The following is a 24,110-nucleotide window of genomic DNA, read 5'->3' as shown; positions in this document are numbered from 1 at the left end:
AAACCCACAGGCGATTGCGAGACCTATCTGAACCGCAGATTGGCCCGCGATAACTGGCTGACCGAGGTGCAGCCCATCAGCTTCATGTCGCGCTCGACCTCGGTGCGCAGATGCCTGAGCGCGCGTTCCACGCCCGCCTGACCGGCAGCGGCCAGCGGATAGAGATAGAAGCGGCCGAGACCGACTGCCTTGGCGCCGAGCGACAACGCCTTCAGCACATGCGTGCCGCGCTGCACGCCGCCATCCATCATGACATCGATACGGTGACCCACGGCATCGACGATCTCAGCCAGCTGATCGAATGCCGCGCGCGAGCCGTCCAGCTGGCGTCCGCCATGGTTCGAAAGCACGATGCCCGTGCATCCGATATCGACCGCGCGCTTGGCATCCTCGACCGACATCACGCCCTTCAGGCAGAACTGCCCGTTCCAGTGCTTCACCATCTCGGCAACATCGTTCCAGTTCATCGACGGATCGAGCATCTCGGTGAAATATTTGCCGATCGACATGGCGCCACCGCTCATATCCACATGTTCATCCAGCTGCGGCAGGCGGAATTTCTCATGCGTGACGTAGTTCAGCGCCCAGGCGGGCTTTATGGCGAACTGGGTAAGGCCCGCGAGGTTGAGCTTGAACGGAATGGAAAATCCCGTGCGAAGATCGCGCTCGCGATTGCCGCCGGTGATGCTGTCGACCGTCAACATCATCACGTTGACGCCGGCTTCCTTTGCCCGCTCCATCATCGTGCGGTTCAGCCCGCGATCCCTGTGGAAATAGAATTGATAGACCTGCGGGCCGGGATGCTTCTTGCGGATTTCCTCGAGGCTGACGGTGCCGAGCGAGGAAACGCCGAACATGGTGCCGAGCGAGGACGCTGCGGCAGCGACCGCGTTCTCGCCCTGATGATGGAACAGCCGCTGCAACGCCGTCGGCGAGCAATAAAAAGGGGTCGCGAGCTTTTGTCCCATGACGGTGACAGACATGTCGACCTCGCTGACCCCACGCAGGACGTTGGGAACGAGATCGCAGCTCTCGAAGCTCGACGTGTTCCGCCGCAACGTCACCTCGTCGTCGGCTGCGCCGTCGATATAGTTGAAGATCGGGCCGGGAAGACGCTTTTTCGCGAGGAGACGAAAATCATGGAAGTTGTGGCACTCACGCAGACGCATGGCTTGCCTCGACAACACTGCAATCATTCTCAAAAGACATCAAATATCGACCTCCCAATATTCCACCGCTCAGTCCGGTCTTGAACTACAACCGGTGCAGGCGTGCTTCCCATTTGTAAAGCATATCCGGCTCTCTTTCCTCATTGCCTGCCCCGTCCGACTCGTCAACCACGAAGAAGCCGTGCTTTTCGTAAAAGCGGCGCGCGGGTACGTTTCTCTGGAACGTCCAGAGCGAAAGCGTCGGATAGGTCGATTTGGCGATATCGAGCAGGCGGCTGCCGATGCCGCGCCGCTGCGCTTCCGGCAGAATGTAGAGCTGATCGATCCAATCCTCGAGGAAGGCGATGACGCCGACAAGGCGGCCGCCCTCTTCTGCGCCCCAGATCTGGCAATCCTTGAAAACGACGGCGCTCCAGAAGCCGATATCCTCTTCCGGCGTATGAAGCCCGGCAAGCGTCGGCAGCCGTTCGTTGAAGGACGCGCGATGAACGGCCGCAGCCGCCGGCATGTCCGCGAGATCGAGTTTACGCAACGAAACCTTGTCAGTCATCATCAAGCCTTGAGCCCAAAACCTTGCATCAGCCGGCGGGTGGAGAAATCCGGCGCACCGGAGGTGAAGACCGCAAAGTCGAAATTGTCGGGATGGACGGCATCAGCCACCTGCGGCACCAGGCTGCGGGCACGCCTTGCGATCGCCTCTGCGGGATCGAGCCAGTCGACCGGCCATGGCGCGAGCCGGCGGAAGATATTGGCCATGAACGGATAATGGGTGCAGGCCAGTACGACGATATCGGTCTTGCGGCCATCCATCTCGACAAAGCACTGCTCGATCTCGGTCATGACAGCCTCGTCACCGAGGACATCGCCGCGAATATAGGCTTCAGCCAGGCGCGCTAAGTCCTGCGATCCGACAAGCCGCACATGGCATTGAGTGGCGAAGGACTGGATGAGATCGCGCGTGTAAGCGCGCTTGACCGTACCCGGCGTCGCCAGCACGGAAACAAGGCCCGAGCGGGTCCGCTCGGCCGCCGGCTTGATCGCCGGCACCGTGCCCACGAACGTCATCTGCGGAAAAGCGGCGCGCAAATCGGCACCTGCAAGCGTGAAAGCCGTGTTGCAGGCGATGATGCAGACTTCCGGATCATATTGAACGAGCAGCTTTGCGAAGAGATCGACGATGCGCTCCTTCAACGCCTGCTCTTCCCAGCTGCCATAGGGAAAACCGGCATCATCAGCGATATAGATGAAACCGCGCTCGGGCATCAGCACCCGCGCCTCGCGCAGCACGGTCAAACCGCCGATCCCTGAATCGAATACCAGGACCGGTTTCAGCTCATTCGCCGCTGCTGTCATCGCTGGTGGTTTCCTTGGGTGCCTTGGAGGATCGGGGATGCGAGCCGCTGCCGCGCGGAGATTTTCGCGTGAAGCGGTCGAGAGACGAGATCACACCGCGCAAGACGCTGATTTCCTGTTCGGTGAACGCCCGGCGCGAGAGGACAGCCCGGAGATTGTCGACCATTTTCGGCTTTTTCCCGGCGGGATGGAAATAATTGCGGGCATCCAGCGCCTCCTCGAGCTGTTCGAAGAGGCCAAAAAGCTGATCTTTCGTCGAAGGCCGTTGCTCGAGCGCCTGGAAAGGCACGGCGCCCAGATCTTCCATGCCCGACTTCATCCACTCATAGGACATCAGCAACACGGCTTGAGCGATATTCAGCGAGGCGAAGGCCGGATTGACGGGAAAGGTGACGATCTCGTCGGCCAGCGCCACCTCTTCGTTCGTCAAGCCCCAGCGCTCGCGCCCGAAGAGAATGCCGGTGCCCTCGCCCGCTTTGAATCGGGCGCGAAGGGTCTCGGCCGCAACGACAGGCGAACGCACCGGCTTGTAGCCGTCCCGTTCCCGTGCCGTCGTCGCATAGATAAAATTAAGATCAGCGATCGCCTGCTCCAGCGTCTCGTAAACCTTCGTCGCCTCGATGATATGATCAGCCTTCGAGGCGGTTGCCTGCGCCCTCTCGTTCGGCCAGCCATCGCGCGGATTGACGAGGCGCAGCTCGACAAGCCCGAAATTCGCCATGGCACGCGCCACCATGCCGATGTTCTCGCCCATCTGCGGCTCGACCAGAATGATGGCCGGCCCTTCGGCCAGAAGTGGACGCTCGCTGTTCGTGCCTGCCATGATGTCTTGCTCTCCGCGCGCGAACCTTCTCGCGCAAATCATGGGTCGCAATAGCGAGACATCAGCCGATCGGCAAGGTTTTTGCGCGTCACTGGCTAAGCGAACCGCACCCGCTATTGCGGATTTGCCGGCTTCTGCTGATCCGTCGGCTGCTGTTGCTGATCGGACGGCTGTTGCTGCTGTTGCTTGACGAGATCCTGCATCACGCTCTTGAGCGAACTCGGATTGCCGTTATCGTCGTTGGTGACGATATCGTCCACGACGGGCCGTCCGCCTTCCTCGATGACCTCGAAGCGCACCGTCGTCACCTTCTGAGAATCGGCATCCGATCCCATGCAGGTTGATTTCTTGAAGATCGTCAACACCTCCGTGACATTGTTCTTCGGCGGCTGGGCGGCGATCTTCACGTCCTCCAGCGGACAGGCGTCCTGAGCATTGACGATGACGTCATAGTCGAACGGCGAAATGCCATCCTCATCGGCCGCCGGAAACTGGGCGGCCGCCTGATATTTCGCCGCGAAATCCTTGCTGTAGATATCCTTGAGCTTGCTCTCATCGAAGATATCCTGCCAGTCGCTGTCCCCACCCGCCCAGTTCGAAACGGTCGCGTCCATAATGGCCTTGACGGGCGTCGTCGCATCGGCGGCCAGTGCCAAATGTGCGCCAAAAGAGAACTGAAAGAGCGTGAAGGCAAGCGCGGGTGCGGCAAATTTCTGCATGACATGATTCCGTAATAACAGGCAAAACACCCGCGACATTAGTCCCATCGACCGCTTTGGCAATGGCCGGATGGCAAAAAGCGGGTGATGCCACGAGTGATCAAAAACGCGATGTCTGAGGCTCTATCGGCTTTGCGTTCGGGGCTTGCGGTGTTATAGCGCTCGGGACTTCACATTCACCACAGGACCATCCGGTCCCATCAGCTTAAACGAGGCAGAAGTATGAAGAAGATCAAGGTCGCTAACCCCGTTGCCGATCTCGATGGCGATGAAATGACTCGCATCATCTGGCAGTTTATCAAAGACAAATTGATCTACCCCTACCTCGATATCGATATCGACTATTACGACCTCTCGGTCGAAAACCGCGACGCCACCAACGACCAGGTCACCGTCGATGCCGCCAACGCCATCAAGAAGCACGGTGTCGGCATCAAGTGCGCGACGATCACGCCGGACGAAGACCGCGTCAAGGAATTCAACCTCAAGCAGATGTGGAAGAGCCCGAACGGCACGATCCGCAACATCCTCGGCGGCGTCATCTTCCGCGAGCCGATCATCTGCAAGAACGTACCACGCCTGGTTCCGGGTTGGACCAAGCCTATCGTCGTCGGCCGTCACGCCTTCGGCGACCAGTACCGCGCCACCGATTTCAAGTTCCCCGGCAAGGGCAAGCTGACCATCAAGTTCGTCGGCGAAGACGGCGCGGTCATCGAGAAAGAAGTCTTCGATGCTCCGGGCGCCGGCGTCGCGATGGCCATGTATAACCTTGACGAGTCGATCCGCGAATTCGCCCGCGCCTCGATGATGTACGGCCTGATGCGCAAGTGGCCGGTCTACCTGTCGACCAAGAACACCATCCTCAAGGCCTATGACGGTCGCTTCAAGGACATCTTCGAAGAAGTCTACCAGAACGAGTTCAAGGCTCAGTTCGACGAAGCCGGCATCACCTACGAACATCGCCTGATCGACGATATGGTCGCTTCCGCCCTGAAGTGGTCCGGCGGCTACGTCTGGGCCTGCAAGAACTACGACGGCGACGTTCAGTCCGACACGGTTGCCCAGGGCTTCGGCTCGCTCGGCCTGATGACCTCGGTTCTCTTGACGCCGGATGGCAAGACGGTCGAAGCCGAAGCCGCGCACGGCACGGTGACTCGTCACTACCGTCAGCACCAGAAGGGCCAGGAAACCTCGACGAACTCGATCGCCTCGATCTTCGCCTGGACCCGCGGCCTCGCGCATCGCGCCAAGCTCGACGACAACGCCGAACTCGCCAAGTTCGCCGCAACGCTGGAAAAGGTCTGCGTCGATACCGTCGAAGCCGGCTATATGACCAAGGACCTGGCGCTGCTGATCGGCCCCGACCAGCCGTGGCTCTCGACCACTGCCTTCCTCGACAAGATCGACGAAAACCTCAAGAAGGCCATGGCTGCCTAAGCCTAGCCGACGTAGGAACATGCGAAAACCCGGCCTCAGCGCCGGGTTTTCTTTTGCCCGAAATCTTGCCGCCGCAGCAAACCGATGGCAACAATGCGCGCAACAAAAGGGAGAGACAGATGGCCGAGGAACTCGTTTTCTATACCAACCCGATGTCGCGAGGACGCATCGCCCGCTGGATGCTCGAAGAGATCGGCCAGCCATACCGCACCGAGTATCTCGACTACGGTACCACGATGAAGGCGCCCGAATATCTGGCGGTCAACCCCATGGGCAAGGTGCCGGCTATCAAGCATGGCGATACCGTCGTCACCGAAGGTGCCGCCATCTGCGCTTATCTCGCCGAAACCTTCCCCCAGGCAGGTCTTGCCCCGACAGCGGCCGAGCGCGGCCCCTATTTCCGCTGGATGTTCTTTGCCGCGGGGCCGTTCGAAATGGCGATCACCAATCGCGCCCTCGGCTTCGAAGTCCCGCCGGAACGCCTGCGCATGGCCGGCTGCGGCAGCTTCGCAAGTGTGCTTGATGCCATGGAGCACGCCGTCACGACCTCGCCTTTCATCGCTGGCGATCGCTTTACCGCCGCCGATGTCTATGTCGGCTCGCATGTCGGCTACGGCCTTAATTTCGGGACGATCGAAAAGCGACCAGCTTTCATCGACTACTGGAGCCGAGTCAGCGACCGCGACGCCTATCGCCGCGGCAACGAGATCGACAATGCGGCCATGCCGAAGCCGGCTAATGCCTGAAGATACAGGGTATTAGGAGGAAATCCCCAATCGAAGTGATATGCCGCTATTTCAGCGGCATATAAATATCCGTCAACAATTCCGTCGGCGCCACATCGCGCGGATTGTTGATATATTCCTCGAACATGACGGTATCGCGCAGTTGCCGCCCGGAAGCCGGCAGCCATTGCGCATAGAGCCACTGATAGGCCTTGTGCATATTGGCATAGGGTCCCTTGTGGCGCAGCACGGCATATTCACCGCCGTCGAGCGAGCGCCGCTCCAGCGGAGCATCGGCAGTGACAGTCTCGCCTGCGGTGACGCAGGCATAGGAGCGCAGCTCGTCCGCCTCTACGACATCGGGATCGTCGAGATAGACGCCGATCATGCGCATATCCAGCCCGGCTAAGCCGCGGGCAAAGATGGTGCCGAACAAGGTTTCGAAAGCCTGGTCGATCTGCATGTAGGAGCCGCGATGGGCGACACCGATCAGTGACATTGGCGAAATGGTGCGAAGCGTAACGTCGAACATGACCGTAATCCTTCCTTGAGTCCTGGGTTCGAAGATCGTGTGGCTTCCCTCATTCCGATATCGCGCCGGCGGCATGCCGTAGACGGATCTGAAGATGCGGTTAAACGACTGGAGGTTGGGATAGCCCGACCGCTTTGCAATGTCGCTGACGGATAGACGGGTGTTGACGAGATCGCCCGCGGCACGGTGCAGCCGCAGCCGCTTGACGGTCGCCGCCGCCGTCTCGCCATAGATCGCCCGGTAGATCCTGTGCCAGTGATAGCTGGACATGCAGGCGATCTCGGCGAGTTTCTCCATATCGAACTCGTCATCCAGATGCTCGTGGATATAGGCCGAAACCCGCCGCAACCGGGTCTCGTAAAGCGTCCAAGCCGTACCGCCTGTCATGTCAAACCCCTTGCAAATCGATCGGCCCGACAACAGCATAACCCGATTTGACAAATCCTGCGGAGTTGCCGGTACAAAGAAAAATGGCGAATGCCGCAGCATCCGCCATTTTCGCTATCATAAGAAAATAAAACCGTTAGCCGGCGAGTGCCGCAGCAATCGCCTCGATCGCTTCGTCGGCCTTGGCGCCATCCGGGCCGCCGGCCTGGGCCATGTCGGGACGGCCGCCGCCGCCCTTGCCGCCGAGGGCTGCCGAAGCGACGCGCACGAGATCGACGGCGCTGAAACGGCTCGTCAGATCTTCCGTGACGGCGACGACGGCGCTGGCCTTGCCATCCTCCGAGACGCCGATCAGTGCGACCACGCCGGAGCCGAGGTTTGCCTTGGCTTCATCCGCCAGGCCCTTGAGATCCTTGGGATCGACGCCGGAAACGGGCTTGCCGAGGAACTTGACGCCATTGACGTCGCGCACCGCGTCGGCCGAGCCGCCTTGGCCGCCGCCCATGGCAAGCTTGCGCTTGGCATCGGCCAATTCGCGCTCCAGCTTGCGGCGCTCTTCCATCAGGGATTCGACGCGGGAAACGACATCGGCGGGCTGAACCTTCAGCGTCGAGGCGAGGCTTTTCACGCGCTCGTCCTGCTCGGAGAGATAGTCACGCGCGGATACGCCGGTCACGGCTTCAATACGGCGCACGCCAGCGCCGACCGCGCTGTCGCCGAGGATGCGCACGAGACCGATCTGGCCGGTGGCGGACACGTGCGTGCCGCCGCAAAGCTCGACGGAATAGGCTTTGCCGGCCTTGCCGCCGCGAACACCCTGCCCCATCGACACGACGCGGACTTCATCGCCGTATTTCTCGCCGAACAGAGCCATCGCGCCTTCCGCGATCGCATCGTCGACGCTCATCAGGCGGGTCGTAACGGGCGAATTCTGCAGGACGATCTCGTTGGCCATATCCTCGACGATCTTCAGCTCCTCGGCCGACATCGGCTTCGGATGCGACACGTCGAAGCGCAGGCGCTCAGGCGCAACCAGAGAGCCCTTCTGCGCGACATGCGTGCCCAGCACCTCGCGGAGAGCCTCATGCAACAGATGGGTGGCGGAATGGTTGGCCCGCAGGCGCGAGCGTCTGGCATGATCGACCGTCAGCACCACAGGCTCGCCGACCTTGATCGTACCAGCGGAAACCTCAGCAATGTGGACAAAAAGGCCTTCGCCCTTCTTCTGGGTGTCGCCTACGGTGAGCTTGCCGTGGTCGCCGGAGATTATGCCGGTATCGCCCATCTGACCGCCGGACTCGCCGTAGAACGGCGTCTGATTGACGACGATCTGCACCTTGTCGCCGGCGGAGGCGCTATCGACGGCAACGCCATCCCTCACGATCGCCTGAATGACGCCCTCGGCCGTTTCCGTGTCGTAGCCGAGGAATTCGGTCGCGCCGAACTTTTCCTTGAGCTCGAACCAGATGGTCTCGGTCGCCTTATCCCCGGAGCCGGTCCAGTGCGAGCGAGCCTCGGCCTTCTGCCGCTCCATGGCATCGGTGAAACTGGAGATATCGACGCCGATGCCGCGGGCGCGCAGCGCGTCCTGCGTCAGATCCAGCGGGAATCCGTAGGTGTCATAGAGCTTGAAGGCGGTTTCGCCGTCGAGACTGTCGCCCTTGTGCAACGTCGAGGTTGCGTCGTTCAGCAGCGACAGGCCGCGTTCCAGCGTCTTGCGGAAACGAGTCTCCTCAAGCTTCAGCGTCTCGGATGTCAGCGCTTCCGCACGCCCCAGCTCCGGATAGGCGCGGCCCATCTGCTGGATGAGCGCCGGCAGCAGCTTCCACATCAACGGCTCCTTGGCGCCGAGCAGCTGCGCGTGACGCATGGCGCGGCGCATGATGCGGCGAAGCACGTAGCCGCGGCCTTCGTTCGACGGCAGCACGCCGTCGGCGATCAGGAAGGCGGAGGAGCGCAGGTGATCGGCGATGACGCGATGGCTGGCGCGATGCTCACCCTCGGCCTTCACGCCCGTCGCCTCTTCCGAGGCTTCGATCAGGGCGCGGAACAGGTCGATATCGTAATTGTCATGCTTGCCCTGCAGGACGGCGGCAACGCGCTCGAGACCCATGCCGGTGTCGATCGACGGACGCGGCAGGTCGACACGCTCTTCCTTGGTGATCTGCTCGAACTGCATGAAGACGAGATTCCAGATCTCGATGAAGCGGTCGCCATCTTCTTCGGGAGAGCCCGGAGGACCACCCCAGATGTGATCGCCATGGTCGTAGAAGATTTCGGAACAGGGACCGCAGGGGCCTGTATCGCCCATCGCCCAGAAATTGTCGCTGGTGGCGATGCGGATGATCTTGTCGTCGGAAAGACCAGCGATCTTCTTCCAGAGATTATAGGCGTCGTCATCGGTATGATAGACCGTGACGAGCAGGCGCTTGGCATCGAGGCCGAATTCCTTGGTGATCAGGTTCCAGGCGAGCTCGATGGCGCGCTCCTTGAAATAGTCGCCAAAGGAGAAATTGCCGAGCATTTCGAAGAAGGTGTGGTGGCGCGCGGTGTAGCCGACATTGTCGAGATCGTTGTGCTTGCCGCCGGCGCGAACGCATTTCTGTGCCGTCGAAGCCGTCGTATAGGGACGCTGCTCCAAGCCGGTGAACACGTTCTTGAACTGCACCATGCCCGCATTGGTAAACATCAATGTCGGATCGTTGCGCGGTACGAGCGGGCTCGACGGCACGATCTCGTGGCCGTTTTTCTTAAAGTAGTCGAGGAAGGTCGACCGGATTTCATTCACACCGCTCATATGAGGCCCTTCAGTACTGCGCTCAGCAACTTGCGTCAAAGTCAGTGGCTTTTATCGTTCGCTCCCGGCGCTGTCCAGCCGCACGAACAAAACCGGCCGCACATCCGTTGGACAATGCAGCCGGTTTCGAATTTTAGTCTCACATCAAGTCCGGGATTGCCCCCGGAAGTTTTTATTCTCCAGAGGCGTCGCCATCGTCGGCATCGGGGCCGCCATTCTGCAGGAAGCGATCGGCGATCAGGCCGGCGTTCTGGCGCAGCGACAATTCGATTTCGCGCGAGAGATCAGGATTGTCGCGCAGGAAGATTTTCGCATTCTCGCGGCCCTGGCCGAGGCGCTGGCTGTTATAGGAGAACCAGGCACCGGACTTTTCGACAATGCCGGCCTTGACGCCGAGATCGACCAGTTCGCCGGTCTTGGAAACGCCTTCGCCATACATGATGTCGAACTCGACTTGCTTGAAGGGAGGCGCCATCTTGTTCTTGACGACCTTGACGCGAGTCTGGTTGCCGATCACCTCTTCGCGCTCCTTGACGGCGCCGATGCGGCGGATATCGAGGCGAACCGAAGCATAGAACTTCAGCGCGTTACCGCCCGTGGTCGTTTCCGGCGAGCCGAACATGACGCCGATCTTCATGCGGATCTGGTTAATGAAGATCACCATGGTCTTGGATTTCGAGATCGAAGCCGTGAGCTTGCGCAGCGCCTGGCTCATCAGGCGGGCTTGCAGGCCCGGCAGGCTATCGCCCATCTCGCCTTCTATTTCGGCGCGCGGCGTCAATGCCGCGACGGAGTCGACCACGAGAACGTCGACGGCGCCGGAACGCACCAGCGTATCGGTGATCTCAAGTGCCTGTTCGCCGGTATCGGGCTGCGAGATCAGAAGGTTCTGCAGGTCGACGCCGAGCTTGCGGGCATAGACCGGATCGAGCGCATGTTCTGCGTCCACAAAGGCGCAAATGCCGCCCTTCTTCTGGGCCTCGGCAATGGTCTGCAGCGCGAGCGTCGTCTTACCGGAACTTTCCGGTCCATAAATTTCGATGATGCGCCCCTTCGGCAAGCCGCCAATGCCGAGGGCAATATCGAGGCTCAGAGAGCCGGTGGAAACCGTTTCGATTTCGACCACGTTCTCGTTAGAGCCGAGCTTCATGATCGAGCCCTTGCCGAACGACCGCTCAATTTGAGAGAGTGCCGCTTCAAGTGCCTTGCTTTTATCCACCGATTTGTCCTCTACAAGCCGCAAAGAATTCTGAGACATCCGATCCACCTTTAGGTTATTGAAGCCGCTCTAGCAATGTCGCCGCCGATGAGAATTCTGTACTCTATTTGTTCTCTTGTCGCAAGGGCACAACAAGCAATTGAAAGAAAAAGGTAAAATGAATTCCGTTCTATTTTTGTTTTCTTCTTTCTTCCCAGGCACTTGCATGGCTGCGGCGGTGAATTGCGAGATGTTATCTACCAGTCCGATTCGTCCTTTCGACCGCTGAGGAAAACCATATGGCGAAGAAGATTCTCGTTCTCGGCGGTGCCCATATCGACCGGCGCGGCCGCATCTTCGGCGAGACGGCGCCGGGCGCCAGCAATCCCGGCGCATGGTTCGAAGAGCCTGGCGGCGGCGGCTTCAATGCGGCGCGAAATCTCGCCCGCCTCGGCTTCGACGTGCGGCTGATCTCGCCACGCGGCGGCGATCCCTCGGGCGAAATGGTGGCGGAAGCGGCAAGCCACGCCGGCATCGACGACCGACCCTTCGTCTTCCTCGATCGCAAGACGCCAAGCTATACGGCGATCCTCGAACACGACGGCAATCTTGTCATCGCCCTTGCGGACATGGAACTCTACAAGCTGTTCGTCCCGAGACGTCTGGCGATTCGCGCCGTTCGCGACGCCTTCGATGAGACCGATCTCGTTCTCTGCGACGCCAACCTGCCCGCCGAAACCTTGGCTGCGATCGCGGCGAGAGCGGCTCTGTGCGGCAAGCCAGTCGCCGCCATCGCGATCTCGCCAGCGAAGGTCGTGCGGCTGAAGCCGAGCCTTGCCGGCATCGATCATCTTTTCCTCAACGAAGCCGAGGCCGCCGCGCTGACGGAAAGCCGTCCGGAAGACCCGCTCGAATGGGTGAACGGATTGCGCGCGCTCGGCCTGCGCAACGGGGTTATCACGCGCGGCAAGCGCGAGCTGATCGCCTTTTCACGCGACGCCGTCGTCAGCCTGCAGCCGCCCATCGTCGACGATGTCGCCGATGTCACCGGGGCGGGAGATTCGCTCGCCTCGGGCGTTTTATCGGCCCTGCTTGCCAGTCATGATCTCGCAGAGGCTGTCCGCCACGGCGCGGCAGCCGCCGCGATCACTGTACAATCGCCCTTCGCTACCGCCGAAAATCTCTCACCGGAACTCTTGAAGACGATGTTGGCCCTTGTTCCCAAGGCCGAAATTCTGTCATGAAGCCTGCTCAAAACGCGTATACTGTTTCAGTGAATTGGAAACGACAATGACACAGCCTATCTCGCCACTACTTCCGATCTCCTATTCGAAGGAAGTCGCTGCCGCCAAGCTGCGCGGCGCCCCGCTCGTGGCGCTGGAATCGACCATCATTACCCACGGCATGCCCTACCCCGGTAATATCGAGATGGCCCGCAGCGTCGAGGCGATCATCCGGCAGGAAGGCGCAGTCCCGGCGACCATCGCCGTTATCCACGGTACACTCCATATCGGCCTCGAGCCGGAAGAGCTGGAAACGCTTGCCAAGACGGAAGGCGCGATGAAGGTCTCGCGCGCCGACATCGCTTTTGCGATCGCCGAGCGCCGCACCGGCGCCACCACCGTCGCCGCCACCATGATCGCCGCAGCCCGTGCCGGCATCAAGGTTTTCGCCACCGGCGGTATCGGCGGCGTGCATCGCGGCGCGGAAGAGAGCTTCGACATCTCTGCCGATCTCGAAGAGCTTTCGCGCACCGGCGTCATCGTCGTCTGCGCCGGTGCCAAGGCGATCCTCGATATTCCGAAGACGCTGGAAGTGCTGGAAACCCGCGGCGTGCCGGTCGTAACCTATGACAGCGCCGAATTCCCGGCCTTCTGGTCGCGCTCTTCGGGCCTGGCGAGCCCGTTGACGCTGAACAGCCCCGCCGCTATCGCCAATTTCCAGTCCACGCGCGAGCAGCTCGGCATCGATGGCGGCATGCTGATTGCCAATCCGGTGCCGGAAGCAGACGAAATTCCGCGCGAGGAAATGGAAATCTATATCGAGCGCGCCCTCGACAGCGCCGAGCGCGACGAGATTTCGGGCAAGGCTGTAACACCCTATCTGCTCAGCACCATCTTCGACATCACCGAAGGCCGCAGCCTCAAGACCAATATCGCGCTTGTCGAAAACAATGCGCGTCTGGCCGCTGAAATTGCCGTTGCTCTGGCGGAATAATTAGAGCTGCAATAAATAAAAGAACGGCCGGGCGCTTCAAAAGATCGTCCGGCCTTTCTTGTTTCAAATCAGGGAGAACAGGCCCAACGCGGCGCGCAATTCGGCAAGCGTCGCCTCCGTCCGCTCTTTCGCCTTTCTCGTCCCCTCGCGCATTATATCAAGGACATAATCAGGCTCGGCGGCAAAATACGCCCGACGCTCGCGGATCGGCGCAAGCAGCGCCTGCAGGATGTCCTCGAGATATCTCTTCAAGGCGACATCGCCGAGACCGCCACGACGATAATGCGCCTTCATGTCGTCGACCAACTGCCGATCCTCGCAGAAGGCATCCATATAGGTGAAGACGACGTTTCCCTCGACCCTGCCGGGATCGCCGACGCGCAAATGATCCGGATCGGTATACATCCGTCGTACCGCATCGCTTATTTCATCCGGCGATGCCGAAAGCGGGATGGCGTTGCCCTGGGATTTGCTCATCTTCGCCTTGCCGTCGACACCTGGCAGGCGCCCCACGCTCGGCACCATCGCCGTGGCTTCCACGAGAACGTCGCGCCCGATCTGCCGGTTGAGGCGGCGAACGATCTCGTTGGTTTGCTCGATCAACGGTGCCTGATCCTCGCCGACGGGAACGACCGTTGCCTTGAAGGCGGTGATATCGGCCGCCTGCGCGACCGGATAGCAGAGAAAGCCGGCCGGCACGTCGCGTTCGAAGCCGCGCAGCTGAATCTCCGTCTTGATCGTCGGATTGCGCTCCAGACGGCTGACCGTGACGAAATTCAGATAGAGCAGCGTCAGCTCCGCCAATGCCGGCAAGGCGGATTGAACGCAGATCGTCGTCAGCGCCGGGTCAATGCCGACGGCGAGGTAATCGATGGCGACTTCGAGAACATTGCGACGAACCCTCTGGGGATCATGGGCATTGTCGGTCAGTGCCTGCGTGTCCGCCAAAAGAAGGAATTGCCGGTGGCTGCGCTGAAGCGCGACACGACTTTTCAGCGAGCCGGCATAGTGGCCGAGATGGAGTGGACCGGTGGTCCGGTCGCCCGTCAGGATGACCGGACGGGTGTCGATAAGGGAAGACATTTCGTTGCTCCGCAAAAGGAGCCGCCGTAATCGGGAAGGAAAAACGGAAATAGACCATGCCTGCCGGATCACGGCGGCAGGGTCGATTTCAAGACATGACGACTGCCGCTCCTACAAGGAGCACCACCACGAACGATAAATGGGCTTAGCAAGGTCGATCATGCGGTGGGTGATAGCACCTTCACGCCGCAATCGGCAACATGGCGAGGCGAAAATCGCCTCTGACCTACGGCTTGTCCAGCGTCTCGCGCACGACGACGGCAAGCTGCTTCAGCGAGAACGGCTTCGGCAGAAACCCGAACTGCGCATCCGCCGGCAGATTGCGGGCAAAGGCATCCTCGGCATAGCCCGAGACGAAGATGAACTTCATATCCGGATATTTCTTGCGCAATTCCCGCAGCAGCGACGGACCATCCATTTCCGGCATGACGACGTCGGACACGACAACGTCGACCTGGCCATCGAGCTCGTCCATGATGTCGAGCGCCTCGACGCCGGAGCCGGCTTCGTAGACGGTATAGCCCCGCGTCTCCAGCATGCGCTTGCCGCCGCGCCGCACCGCCTCCTCATCCTCGACCAGCAGCACGACTGCGGACTTGCCGGTAAGATCGGCCGGCTCTTCCGGCGGCGCCACTATGCCGACGCTCTGATCCATGGCCGCGACATCGCGGCTCTCCGGCGCCTTCGCGTCCGTTATGGCGGGCATTTCAACGACATGACGCGGCAGGAAGATGCGGAAAGTCGTTCCCTTGCCCACTTCCGATTCCGGCTGGATATAGCCGCCGGACTGCTTGATGATGCCATAGACCATCGCAAGGCCGAGCCCGGTGCCCTTGCCCACTTCCTTCGTCGTGAAGAAGGGCTCGAAGATCTTGTCCATGATCTCAGGTGCGATGCCGGTGCCGGTATCGCCGACCTCGACGAGCACCATATCCTCATGCGGCAGATAGGGATAATTGAAGGCGCTGACATCGGCCGCGAGCAGATTGCGGGTGCGCAGCGTCAGCTGGCCGCCGCCGGGCATGGCATCGCGGGCATTGACGCAGAGATTGATAAGCACCTGCTCGAACTGCGAAAGGTCGGTTTTGACAGGCCAGAGATCACGGCCATAATCGACATCCAGCTTGACATGCGTGCCGGACAGAAGCCGGTCCACCAGCATGCGCAAGTCGCCGATCACGTCGGTCAGGTTCAGTACGGTCGGCCGCATGGTCTGCTTGCGCGAGAAGGCGAGCAGCTGCCGCACCAGCACCGCCGCGCGATTGGCGTTGCGCTTGATTTCCATCAGATCCGCGAAGCTCGCATCCGAAGGCCGCGCCTGCAGCAGCAGATGGTCAGAGGACAAAAGGATCGCGGTCAGCACATTGTTGAAATCGTGCGCGATGCCGCCTGCGAGCGTGCCGACGGCATTGAGCTTCTGCGTCTGCGCCATCTGCGTCTCGAGCGCCTTCTGCTCGGTCACCTCGACGGCATAGACGATCGCGGCCTCTTCGGGCGCCTCGTCGGTCTGATCGATCACCGCATTGATATAGAAGCGGAAATGCCGTGCATCGTCTTTCGGGTTGCGGGAGTCGATCGGCGGAATGTCGCCCTGCCGGTCCTTGGCGGCCGCCAGTGCCTGCTGCAGCTGCGACCGGTCACTTTCGTTGACGACGCTTTCCAGCGCGGCGCCGCGCTCGATATCGTCGCGCGATACGAGATCGGAGAAAAGCTTCAGGAACGGCGCATTCGTCCGCAGAATGCGGCCGTTACCATCGACGGAAGCGATCGCCATTGGTGTATTGTTGAAGAAGCGGCTGAAACGCATGGCTGCCGCCGAGGCCGATTGCTCGGTGTCCGCGCCGTTCTGCCGGGTCAGGACGATGGTGCGGCTCTCGCCGGGAGCGCCGTCGCGCATCGAGGTGACGCTATGGACGATCTGCACCGGCAGGCTCTGGCCGTTGGCGCGACGCAGATCGAGATCGAGCGTCACGGTCTTTTTCAAGCCCGGCTCCGCCTGAACGGACTGGATCAGCGCCAGCCCCTCGCCGGCCACCAGATCGCCGATCGTCATCGAGCCGGGAACGAACTTGGTGAGGTCAAAGCCCAGCCATTCGGCCAGCGTCGCGTTGAGATAGAAGATTTCGCCCTTGCGACCGGCGGAGAAGAAGCCGGCCGGCGCATGGTCGAGATAATCGATCGCGTTCTGCAATTCCTTGAAGAAGCGTTCCTGATCGTCGCGCTCGGAGGTGATATCGGTGATCTGCCAAATATGCAGCGCTTTGTTGCTATCCTGCTCCGGCGGCAGCACCCGTGCTTTCAGCCGATACCAATGGGCTCCCTGGCCGATCCCGTTGAAAGGCCCCAGGGGCTTCAGCAACCGGAACTCCTCCGATCCCTCCTTACCGTCGCGCAGGCCATTGGCAAGGCGGTAGAGAGCTTCGTTGGATTCGCGGTTTCGCGATAGCAGCATCTCCAGCGACTGTACTTCCGTCGCCTTGGCGGCGCCGGTCAGCCGGCCATAGGCGGCGTTGGCGTAAACGATCCGTCCCTTCTCGTCAGTGATCAGCGTCCCGTCCGGATGGCTGTTGAGAAACGAACGCGCCAGACTGTCGGACTGCCGCTGCGGCATCACCTCGACGAAGCCGATGATCGAGGAAACCAGGAAGAAGATGCCGACCATGGCAAGAATGCCGAGGCCGCCGAGAACCGCTTCATTGTCGAGCTGGCTCTTGAAGACGACGAAGGCCGCGGCGGCGGCCACGAGAACGAGCGCCAGCAGGATGATGCGCAGCACGGTTCCCGAACGAACTCCGCGATCCACCAGCGGCACGCTATACTCGTCGGATGGACCCTGCTTCGTCATAAACCCCTCGTCTCCGCCGTTCTCCTCGCGACATGTCATACACGTTAAGGATCGCCGGAGTCGGACCTTTCGAATCTTCTTTACCAATTTGCGTCATCGGCAAAAAGCTTTGCCGAGCCAGAAAGGCTTGAATTCACAGGCAATAGAGCACAAGAGGTATCAATCGCATCTTGTCTCCGCCGCGATCCTGTTCATATGATCGCCGCATAGGAAGGCAAAGTTCAAGGCATCTACCCTGCCGTAGCTGCATAATAGGCCGCGACATCGGGACAAATACGGGAGTATCTCGACATGTTGGACGACATCGCCGGAGCCTATGGCAGCCGTTTCCTCCTCGCAGCCGGTGGGGTCGGCATCGCCCTGATCGTGCTGATCGCCATTCTGTGGGTCCTACGCAATCGAGCGCCTTCTCCCTTCGTGCGCGGCGGCAAAAACCGCCAGCCGCGTCTTCAGGTGCTGGACGCCGCCGCAGTCGATGCCCGCCGCCGTCTCGTGCTCGTCAGGCGCGACGGCATCGAACATCTAATCATGATCGGCGGTCCGACTGATATCGTCATCGAGTCCGGCATCTCCGATCCCACGCGCGCGGGCATGGCCGCGACGCCGGTCGAAATCCCCCCGGCATATGAAAGCCGGCTGCAACAACCGGAAAAGGCTGCCGAGCTCGACACCCCTCCCGCAGCGCTTCCACAACGTCCGCAATCCACCGGGGAGAGGATCGAAGCCTATCTGCGCTCCGAAACGCCCGCTGCCCCGGCTCTGGAACCAACGCCGCTCGTGGCTGCGGAACCTTCCCAACCGGCTGCTGTCAGGCCGCCGCAACCGGCTCCCCAAACCGCTCCGGCCATTAGCGAAGCCGAGGCCGCCGACATACTGGACGCCGCCCGCCATGTCGTCCTGCCGCAGCAACAGCCGGCTCCCATTCGCCCAGCGCCGGTGGAGCCCGTCGTCGCGCCGCCGCGCGCCACCGAGCCCGGCAATGATTTCCAGCGCATACTCGAAGCCGAAATGTCGAAGAACCTGACAGCCGAACGGATCATCCCCAATGCGCCGACGCCACGGCAGGTGCAACAGCAGCCCGCTCCATCGCCAGCACCAAGCCCGGCACAGAGGGTCGAACCCGAGTTAGCGCCGCTGACCGGGGCCGACAGTGCCCTTCAGCAGGAAGTGGCGCGCATCTTCGGTGAAATGAGCGTCAGCCGCGACAAATAATGCGCGGCCTGAAATGTCGGAAATGAAAAAGCACGAGGAACGGATTCCTCGTGCCCAGTCGAGCCGACAGCTCGATTATTCGTCGCGATAAACCTTTTCGCGGCGCTCGTGGCGCTCCTGCGCCTCGATCGACAGGGTCGCGATCGGACGAGCGTCCAGGCGCTTCAGGCCGATCGGCTCGCCAGTCTCTTCACAATAGCCGTAAGTACCGTCTTCAATACGCTGCAATGCGGCATCGATCTTGGAGATGAGTTTACGTTGGCGATCGCGAGCCCGAAGCTCGATGGCTCTGTCTGTTTCCGAAGAAGCCCGATCGGCCAGATCGGGATGATTTGCGCTTTCTTCCGCCAGATGACCCAGTGTTTCGCGCGCTTCTCTAAGGATATCGTTTTTCCAGGCTACCAGCTTCGCTCGAAAATAGGCTCGCTGATTCAGATTCATGAATTCCTCGTCTTCCGAGGGCACATAATTCCTAAGATCGATCTTCTCACTCAACGCGATTCTCCTGAAGAACATCTCATATGGCTGGGCTGTATATCCCAACCAATAGTGCCGATTCAAGCCAAATAGATGCTGTCAACTGATTTTTAAATTTGTCATAAAATTCGGCTAAGGGTCTATTTTTTCATCACTTCTTCTCAGTAGCCCGGATTCGCGTCGTCCGTAACCTTCGCGTGATAGTAGGAGATTTGGCCTTCCGAAGGATCGCGCCGCAGTTGACTGGGCATGCGAACAGACGTTACCTCATTCAGGAAATCGAGCTCCGGAATTTCGCCATGGTCAGCATTTCACCGCCGCCCTCCAGGATCTATCTTCTGCGTCATGCCGAGGCCCAGCAGGCCGCTCCCGGCCAGAAGGATTTCGACCGTCCTTTGAGCGACAAAGGCTATGCCGCAGCCGAAATCGTCGCGGACGAAGCCGCTGACAAAGGCTATAAGCCGGACCTCATCATTTCATCCACGGCCCAGCGCTGTCGCCAGACCGCCGCCGCCATGCGCCGCGCCGTCACGCCCTCGACGGAATTCCGCTTTGTCGATGCCCTCTATAACGGCACGCCGGATATTTACCTGTCGCTCATCGCGGCGCAGAGTGATCAGGACTCGGTCATGCTGGTCGCGCACAATCCGATTATCGAGCTGACGCTTGCGGCCTTGATCGGGCGCGAGGCTATGGCCGGCGCGCTCCCACGCGGTTTTCCGACGGCCGGGCTCGCCGTCATCGATTCGACGCCGTCAGGCTGGGTCCTGACCGACTTCGTCACCGAATAGGGATATTCATCGAGGCACTTGTCTCGAAAACGCCCGAAACGCCCCTGCCCCTGATTGCAGACGTTTACGCCTTCATCTTTTCGGAGCAAGTTTCGATCCCTATATTCACGGCCACGCTGTCATCCAGGGATCCCGCCTTGCCCCCAAGCCTGACCTCTTTTACCGACGACGCCCTCATTGCTTTTGACAATCTTGCCGATCGCGCCGCCGGCCTCGTCAATCCCACAATTCGTCTGGGCGTCACGGGCCTCTCCCGTTCGGGCAAGACCGTCTTCATCTCATCCCTGGTGCATAATCTTCTGAACGGCGGCCGCCTGCCGCTGTTTGAGCCGGTGCAGTCCGGTCGCGTTTCCGCTGTTCGCCTTGAGCCTCAGCCGGACGACGCGGTACCGCGCTTTCAATATGAGGATCATATCCGCGCGCTGGTCAAAGACCGCATCTGGCCGGATTCGACACGCGCCATCTCGGAGTTGCGAATCACGCTGGATTATCAGAGCGCCAGCGGCTGGAACCGCCTGTTCTCGCCAGGCCGCCTCTCCATCGATATCGTCGATTATCCGGGCGAGTGGCTGCTGGACCTGCCGCTGCTCGCCAAGGATTTCCGCACCTTCAGCGAGGAAACGCTGGCTCTGGCGAAAACCGGCATTCGCGCCGAACTGTCACATCACTGGCTGGCGATGACAGAGAAGGCCGATATCGCTGAAATTGCGGATGAAATGAAGGCACGCGACCTTGCGACTGCCTTCGCCGATTACCTGAAAGCCTGCAAATCCGACGAACGCTCGCTCTCTACGCTGCCACCCGGCCGCTTCCTTCTAGCGGGTGATCTCGACGGCTCGCCTGCCCTTACCTTCGCGCCACTGAAATTGCCCGCCGAAGGGACTGCGCCGAAAGGGTCGCTATGGGCGATGATGGAGCGCCGCTACGAGGCCTACAAGGCCGTCGTCGTCAAACCCTTCTTCCGCGAGCATTTCGCCCGCCTCGACCGGCAGATCGTTCTCGTCGATGCGCTGCAGGCCATCAATCGCGGCCCGGAAGCGGTGCAGGATCTCGAACGGGCGCTGACGGACGTGCTGGCGTGCTTCCGTCCCGGCACGAACTCCCTCCTTTCCTCGCTGCTCGGCCGGCGCATCGACCGTGTGCTGGTCGCCGCCACCAAGGCTGACCATCTCCATCATGAAAGCCATGACCGGCTGGAGGCCTTGACGCGCCGACTGGTGGAACGGGCCATAGAGCGCATCGGCATGGCGGGTGCCGGCATCGAGGTCATGGCAATTGCCTCGGTGCGCGCGACGCGAGAGGCGACCGTGACCCGCGACGGACAGACGCTCCCCGTCATCGTCGGCACGCCAATGGACAAGGAAACCATCGCCGGCGAACTGTTCGACGGCAATCGCAAGACCGCGATCTTTCCCGGCGATCTGCCGCAAAATCCGCACGGGCTGTTCGAAGCTCTTGAATCGGATGGGGCAAGGGTCCATCTGCCCGAGGTGAACGTGGTACGGTTCCGCCCGCCGGAACTCGATGAAACCGGCGACGGCATCAAGCTTTCGGTGCCGCATATCCGCCTCGACCGCGCCATGCAGTTCCTGTTCGGAGACCGTCTCGCATGACGAAATCGACCGAAAACGAGCCGAACGGCAACCGCCGACCCGCTGCCTTTGCGCTGGAACCGGACGTCTCCGGAAAAGATGCCGACATCAAATCCATCCCGCCGGCGGTACGCAGACCGCAAAGCTTCGATACCAATGTCGTCCTGACTCCGGACGAAGAAGATCCCTTCATCAATCCGGCCCTCGAGGCCGATTCGGGCGAAGGCGCCATTGCCAGGCCGCGCCGCAAAGGGTTTTCCTTCGGCAAAGTAGCACTTGGCACGCTCGGAATTTTGGTGTCACTCGCCTTTGGCCTCTGGACCGACCAACTCATCCGCGATCTGTTCAGCCGAGCCGACTGGCTGGGTTATACCGCCCTTGCGGTCGTCGCCGTCGGCATTCTGGCCGTGCTTGCCATCGTCACCCGCGAAACGGCCGGAATGATGCGGCTCGCTGCCGTGCAGACTATCAAGGCCGAAGCGGAGGCCGCCGTCATCGAGACTCGACCGGCCCGCGCCAAAGCTCTGGTCAAGCGTCTCTGCACGCTGCTGGAAGCCAACCCGGATACGGCCAGAGGCCGTGCGACGTTAAAGGCAGCGGAAGATGACATCATCGATGCACCACAGCTGATCGACCTCGCGGAACGAGAGCTTCTCGGCCCGCTCGACCGCCGGGCGCGAGCGCTGATCCTCGGCGCCTCCAAACGGGTGTCGGTCGTAACAGCCATCAGTCCGCGCGCGCTCGTCGATATTCTCTATGTTCTCTTTGAGGCGGCGAAATTGGTCCGCGCCATGGCGGAACTCTATGGCGGCAGGCCGGGCACGCTCGGCATGATCAGGCTGATGCGCGATGTGCTCGCCCATCTCGCCGTCACGGGTTCCATCGCGGTCGGCGACAGCATCGTCCAGCAACTGATCGGCCACGGATTGGCGTCGAAGCTTTCAGCGCGTCTCGGCGAAGGCGTCGTCAACGGCATGATGACGGCAAGGATTGGAATAGCAGCGATGGATCTTTGCCGCCCGCTTGCCTTCAAGGCATTCAAGCGCCCCGGCATCGCCGATTTCGCCAGCGATCTCACGCCGAACGTCACCGGCCGCAATCCGACGCGATGACCTGAAAATCCGGCGTTTTGGCATTGCGGAAACCAAGCATTAACCATTCTGCGGCAAAAGTGGGAACCAGTTTTACGGTTCCGCCTCGCTAGGAAATATCCATGTTTTCGCGTCGATTTCTTCTTGTAAGCAGCCTTGCCGCCGCAGCTATCCCTATGGGCGCCTGGGTGCAGTCAGCCGACGCGGCGCCCCGCGACAAGGCTTTCTTCCAGTCGGTCTCCGGCACCTGGAGCGGCCCCGGCGAAATCGTCGCCGGCAAGTACAAGGGCACGAAATTCACCTGCAACCTCACGGGCAAGCCGTCCGATGGCGGCAATGCCGGCGTCAAGCTCGACGGCACCTGCCGCGTCGGGGTCTTCCAGCAGCCGATGTCGGCCGAGATTACGCAAAGCGGCGGCTCCTACAGCGGAAAATTCCTTGATGGCGCGGCCGGCAAGGGTCTCGACGTCACCTCGGGCACGGTCAATGACAATACCGTCGTCCTCGGACTGATCCGTCAGAAGCTGAACGGCGCCATGATCGCTCGCGTTTCGGACAACAAGTCGATGAATGTCACCATCTCGGTGAAGGTCGGCGAACAGATGGTACCCGTCATCGGCGTCACGCTGAAGCGGGCCGATGTCGACCAGATGGCGGTCGGATCGATCCAGTAAGCCTCAGATACGAAAGTGCAAAACGTAAAAGGCCGGCAAATTTGCCGGCCTTTTGCTTTCATATTGTGGGTCAGGCTGTTCGCCACCAGTCGCGGTTTTCGTCCGCGATCTCGATGCCCTCGACATCGGCCTCCCGCAACCAATCGCTGATCTTGCGGCCGTTCACGACAAGATCGGCCGCGAAATCGGCAAGCGGCATCAGCACGAAGCCACGCTCGACCATCCGCGGATGGGGGATCGTCAAAAGCGGCTCCGCCCGCTGCAGATCTGCATAGGTCAGCACATCGATATCAATCGTCCTTGGCCCCCAGCGCTCGACCCGCACCCGCTTCATCTGCCGCTCTATATCGAGGCATACGTCGAGCAAGGCTTCCGGCGCGAGGGTGGTATCGATGGCCGCGCAGGAATTGTAGAAAAAGGACTGGTCCGTCTTGCCCCATGGCGGCGTGCGGTAAAGCCGCGACACCGAAACTACCTCGCAGTCGGTGCGCTGGTCCAGTGTGCGAAGGGCGAGCGCCATGGCACGAACCGGATTGTCCAGGTTGCCACCCAAACCGAGCGTCGTGCGCACCGCCAGGTTTTCAGGCAAAATGCTCAATGCTCACCTGCACATAATCGAGGACGCCCGGAACCGGAGCATTGGGCTTGCGCACAGTGATCTTGGCCCGGCGAATGCTGGGAAAGCGCCGGCATAGCTCCTTCGCCACGTCGAGCGCCAGCGCCTCGATCAAATAGCGACGGCGTCCGGTGACGATCTCTTCGATGACGGTGAATGCGACGCCGTAATTGACGGTATCGTCGATCGAATCACGTTCCAGCGCATCGCCAGCTTCGACATCGAGCTCGGCATCGACAAAGAAGCGCTGACCAAGGAATTCCTCCTCGTCATGCACGCCGTGGCGGGCAAAGAAAGCGCAATTCTGCAAAGTAATGGTGTATGTCACGGCGCTCATGGCGTCCCTCCGTTTCGAACAGGCACGACGGCGTC

22 protein-coding genes are annotated in these 24,110 nt (G+C 60.8%); 9 read left to right on the top strand and 13 right to left on the bottom strand.

The features are described from left to right. Nucleotides 1-23: 23 nt before the first annotated feature. The 5 genes from HGP12_RS01585 to HGP12_RS01565 all read right to left on the bottom strand — a co-directional run bounded on the left by HGP12_RS01585 (nt 24) and on the right by HGP12_RS01565 (nt 4,064). Nucleotides 24-1,169 carry an alpha-hydroxy acid oxidase gene (locus HGP12_RS01585; RefSeq protein WP_168838804.1) on the bottom strand — a complete coding sequence of 382 codons (1,146 nt, stop codon included), beginning with the start codon at nt 1,167-1,169 and terminating at the stop codon, nt 24-26. An 85-nt stretch (nt 1,170-1,254) separates the two neighbouring features. Further along, entirely contained in the window at nt 1,255-1,719 is a 465-nt protein-coding gene (locus HGP12_RS01580) for a GNAT family N-acetyltransferase (RefSeq protein WP_168839163.1), read from the bottom strand. A gap of 2 nt (nt 1,720-1,721) precedes the next feature. Beyond that, nucleotides 1,722-2,522: a glutamate racemase gene (gene murI / locus HGP12_RS01575; RefSeq protein WP_168838803.1), complete on the bottom strand. Its 801-nt coding sequence runs from the start codon at nt 2,520-2,522 to the stop codon at nt 1,722-1,724. Further along, complete coding sequence (locus HGP12_RS01570; RefSeq protein WP_168838802.1) at nt 2,503-3,345, bottom strand: RNA methyltransferase; 843 nt, start codon at nt 3,343-3,345, stop codon at nt 2,503-2,505. The genes murI and HGP12_RS01570 overlap by 20 nt, the downstream gene beginning before the upstream one ends. A gap of 113 nt (nt 3,346-3,458) precedes the next feature. Then, on the bottom strand, nt 3,459-4,064 hold the full coding sequence (locus tag HGP12_RS01565) for a hypothetical protein (protein ID WP_168838801.1): 606 nt from the start codon (nt 4,062-4,064) through the stop codon (nt 3,459-3,461). Between the two features lie 222 nt (nt 4,065-4,286). On the opposite strand from HGP12_RS01565, the gene HGP12_RS01560 reads away from it, so the two are divergent. Next, nucleotides 4,287-5,501 (top strand): NADP-dependent isocitrate dehydrogenase, encoded by a 1,215-nt coding sequence (locus HGP12_RS01560; RefSeq protein ID WP_168838800.1) that lies wholly within the window; start codon nt 4,287-4,289, stop codon nt 5,499-5,501. A gap of 119 nt (nt 5,502-5,620) precedes the next feature. Continuing rightward, nucleotides 5,621-6,247, top strand: coding sequence for a glutathione S-transferase family protein (locus tag HGP12_RS01555; RefSeq protein WP_168838799.1), 627 nt, complete (start codon nt 5,621-5,623; stop codon nt 6,245-6,247). Nucleotides 6,248-6,293: 46 nt separating this feature from the next. On the opposite strand, the gene HGP12_RS01550 is transcribed toward HGP12_RS01555, so the two are convergent. The 3 genes from HGP12_RS01550 to recA form a co-directional block, all read right to left on the bottom strand. Continuing rightward, nucleotides 6,294-7,145 (bottom strand): GyrI-like domain-containing protein, encoded by an 852-nt coding sequence (locus tag HGP12_RS01550; RefSeq protein WP_168838798.1) that lies wholly within the window; start codon nt 7,143-7,145, stop codon nt 6,294-6,296. Between the two features lie 136 nt (nt 7,146-7,281). Then, entirely contained in the window at nt 7,282-9,942 is a 2,661-nt protein-coding gene (gene alaS, locus HGP12_RS01545) for an alanine--tRNA ligase (RefSeq protein WP_168838797.1), read from the bottom strand. 172 nt (nt 9,943-10,114) lie between these two features. Continuing rightward, nucleotides 10,115-11,200 carry a recombinase RecA gene (gene recA, locus HGP12_RS01540; RefSeq protein ID WP_112797567.1) on the bottom strand — a complete coding sequence of 362 codons (1,086 nt, stop codon included), beginning with the start codon at nt 11,198-11,200 and terminating at the stop codon, nt 10,115-10,117. A gap of 239 nt (nt 11,201-11,439) precedes the next feature. Between recA and HGP12_RS01535 the strand changes: the two genes are divergently transcribed. Continuing rightward, nucleotides 11,440-12,384 (top strand): carbohydrate kinase family protein, encoded by a 945-nt coding sequence (locus HGP12_RS01535; protein ID WP_168838796.1) that lies wholly within the window; start codon nt 11,440-11,442, stop codon nt 12,382-12,384. 46 nt (nt 12,385-12,430) lie between these two features. Further along, nucleotides 12,431-13,357, top strand: coding sequence for a pseudouridine-5'-phosphate glycosidase (locus HGP12_RS01530; RefSeq protein ID WP_168838795.1), 927 nt, complete (start codon nt 12,431-12,433; stop codon nt 13,355-13,357). A gap of 63 nt (nt 13,358-13,420) precedes the next feature. On the opposite strand, the gene trpS is transcribed toward HGP12_RS01530, so the two are convergent. After that, nucleotides 13,421-14,440, bottom strand: a complete 1,020-nt coding sequence (gene trpS, locus HGP12_RS01525; RefSeq protein ID WP_168838794.1) for a tryptophan--tRNA ligase — start codon at nt 14,438-14,440, stop codon at nt 13,421-13,423. Nucleotides 14,441-14,666: 226 nt separating this feature from the next. Then, nucleotides 14,667-17,285, bottom strand: coding sequence for a cell cycle histidine kinase CckA (gene cckA, locus HGP12_RS01520; protein ID WP_168838793.1), 2,619 nt, complete (start codon nt 17,283-17,285; stop codon nt 14,667-14,669). Between the two features lie 291 nt (nt 17,286-17,576). Here cckA and HGP12_RS01515 point away from each other — a divergent pair, with 291 nt between their 5' ends. Next, nucleotides 17,577-18,497, top strand: a complete 921-nt coding sequence (locus HGP12_RS01515) for a flagellar biosynthetic protein FliO (RefSeq protein WP_168838792.1) — start codon at nt 17,577-17,579, stop codon at nt 18,495-18,497. A gap of 75 nt (nt 18,498-18,572) precedes the next feature. On the opposite strand, the gene dksA is transcribed toward HGP12_RS01515, so the two are convergent. Beyond that, complete coding sequence (gene dksA, locus HGP12_RS01510) at nt 18,573-18,992, bottom strand: RNA polymerase-binding protein DksA (protein WP_168838791.1); 420 nt, start codon at nt 18,990-18,992, stop codon at nt 18,573-18,575. A gap of 281 nt (nt 18,993-19,273) precedes the next feature. On the opposite strand from dksA, the gene HGP12_RS01505 reads away from it, so the two are divergent. The 4 genes from HGP12_RS01505 to HGP12_RS01490 all read left to right on the top strand — a co-directional run bounded on the left by HGP12_RS01505 (nt 19,274) and on the right by HGP12_RS01490 (nt 23,122). Next, on the top strand, nt 19,274-19,765 hold the full coding sequence (locus tag HGP12_RS01505; protein ID WP_168838790.1) for a SixA phosphatase family protein: 492 nt from the start codon (nt 19,274-19,276) through the stop codon (nt 19,763-19,765). Nucleotides 19,766-19,902: 137 nt separating this feature from the next. Next, a complete protein-coding gene (locus HGP12_RS01500) occupies nt 19,903-21,378 on the top strand; it encodes a YcjX family protein (protein ID WP_168838789.1) in 1,476 nt (491 codons plus the stop codon). Continuing rightward, on the top strand, nt 21,375-22,469 hold the full coding sequence (locus HGP12_RS01495) for a YcjF family protein (protein WP_168838788.1): 1,095 nt from the start codon (nt 21,375-21,377) through the stop codon (nt 22,467-22,469). Before HGP12_RS01500 ends, HGP12_RS01495 begins: the two co-directional genes overlap by 4 nt. A 101-nt stretch (nt 22,470-22,570) precedes the next feature. Next, the gene (locus HGP12_RS01490) at nt 22,571-23,122 is read left to right on the top strand and encodes a hypothetical protein (protein WP_168838787.1); all 552 of its coding nucleotides are present in this window, start codon (nt 22,571-22,573) and stop codon (nt 23,120-23,122) included. 70 nt (nt 23,123-23,192) lie between these two features. On the opposite strand, the gene folK is transcribed toward HGP12_RS01490, so the two are convergent. Together folK and folB are read right to left on the bottom strand one after the other, a co-directional pair. Next, nucleotides 23,193-23,711 carry a 2-amino-4-hydroxy-6-hydroxymethyldihydropteridine diphosphokinase gene (gene folK, locus HGP12_RS01485; RefSeq protein WP_168839162.1) on the bottom strand — a complete coding sequence of 173 codons (519 nt, stop codon included), beginning with the start codon at nt 23,709-23,711 and terminating at the stop codon, nt 23,193-23,195. Beyond that, on the bottom strand, nt 23,704-24,075 hold the full coding sequence (folB, locus tag HGP12_RS01480) for a dihydroneopterin aldolase (RefSeq protein ID WP_120664156.1): 372 nt from the start codon (nt 24,073-24,075) through the stop codon (nt 23,704-23,706). Before folB ends, folK begins: the two co-directional genes overlap by 8 nt. Between the last annotated feature and the right edge of the window lie 35 nt (nt 24,076-24,110).

This window comes from Rhizobium sp. P28RR-XV, from assembly GCF_012641385.1.
GTDB lineage: Bacteria > Pseudomonadota > Alphaproteobacteria > Rhizobiales > Rhizobiaceae > Rhizobium.
The sequence above is the reverse complement of the archived record's forward strand: the minus strand, read 5'-3'. Positions and strand labels throughout refer to the sequence as shown.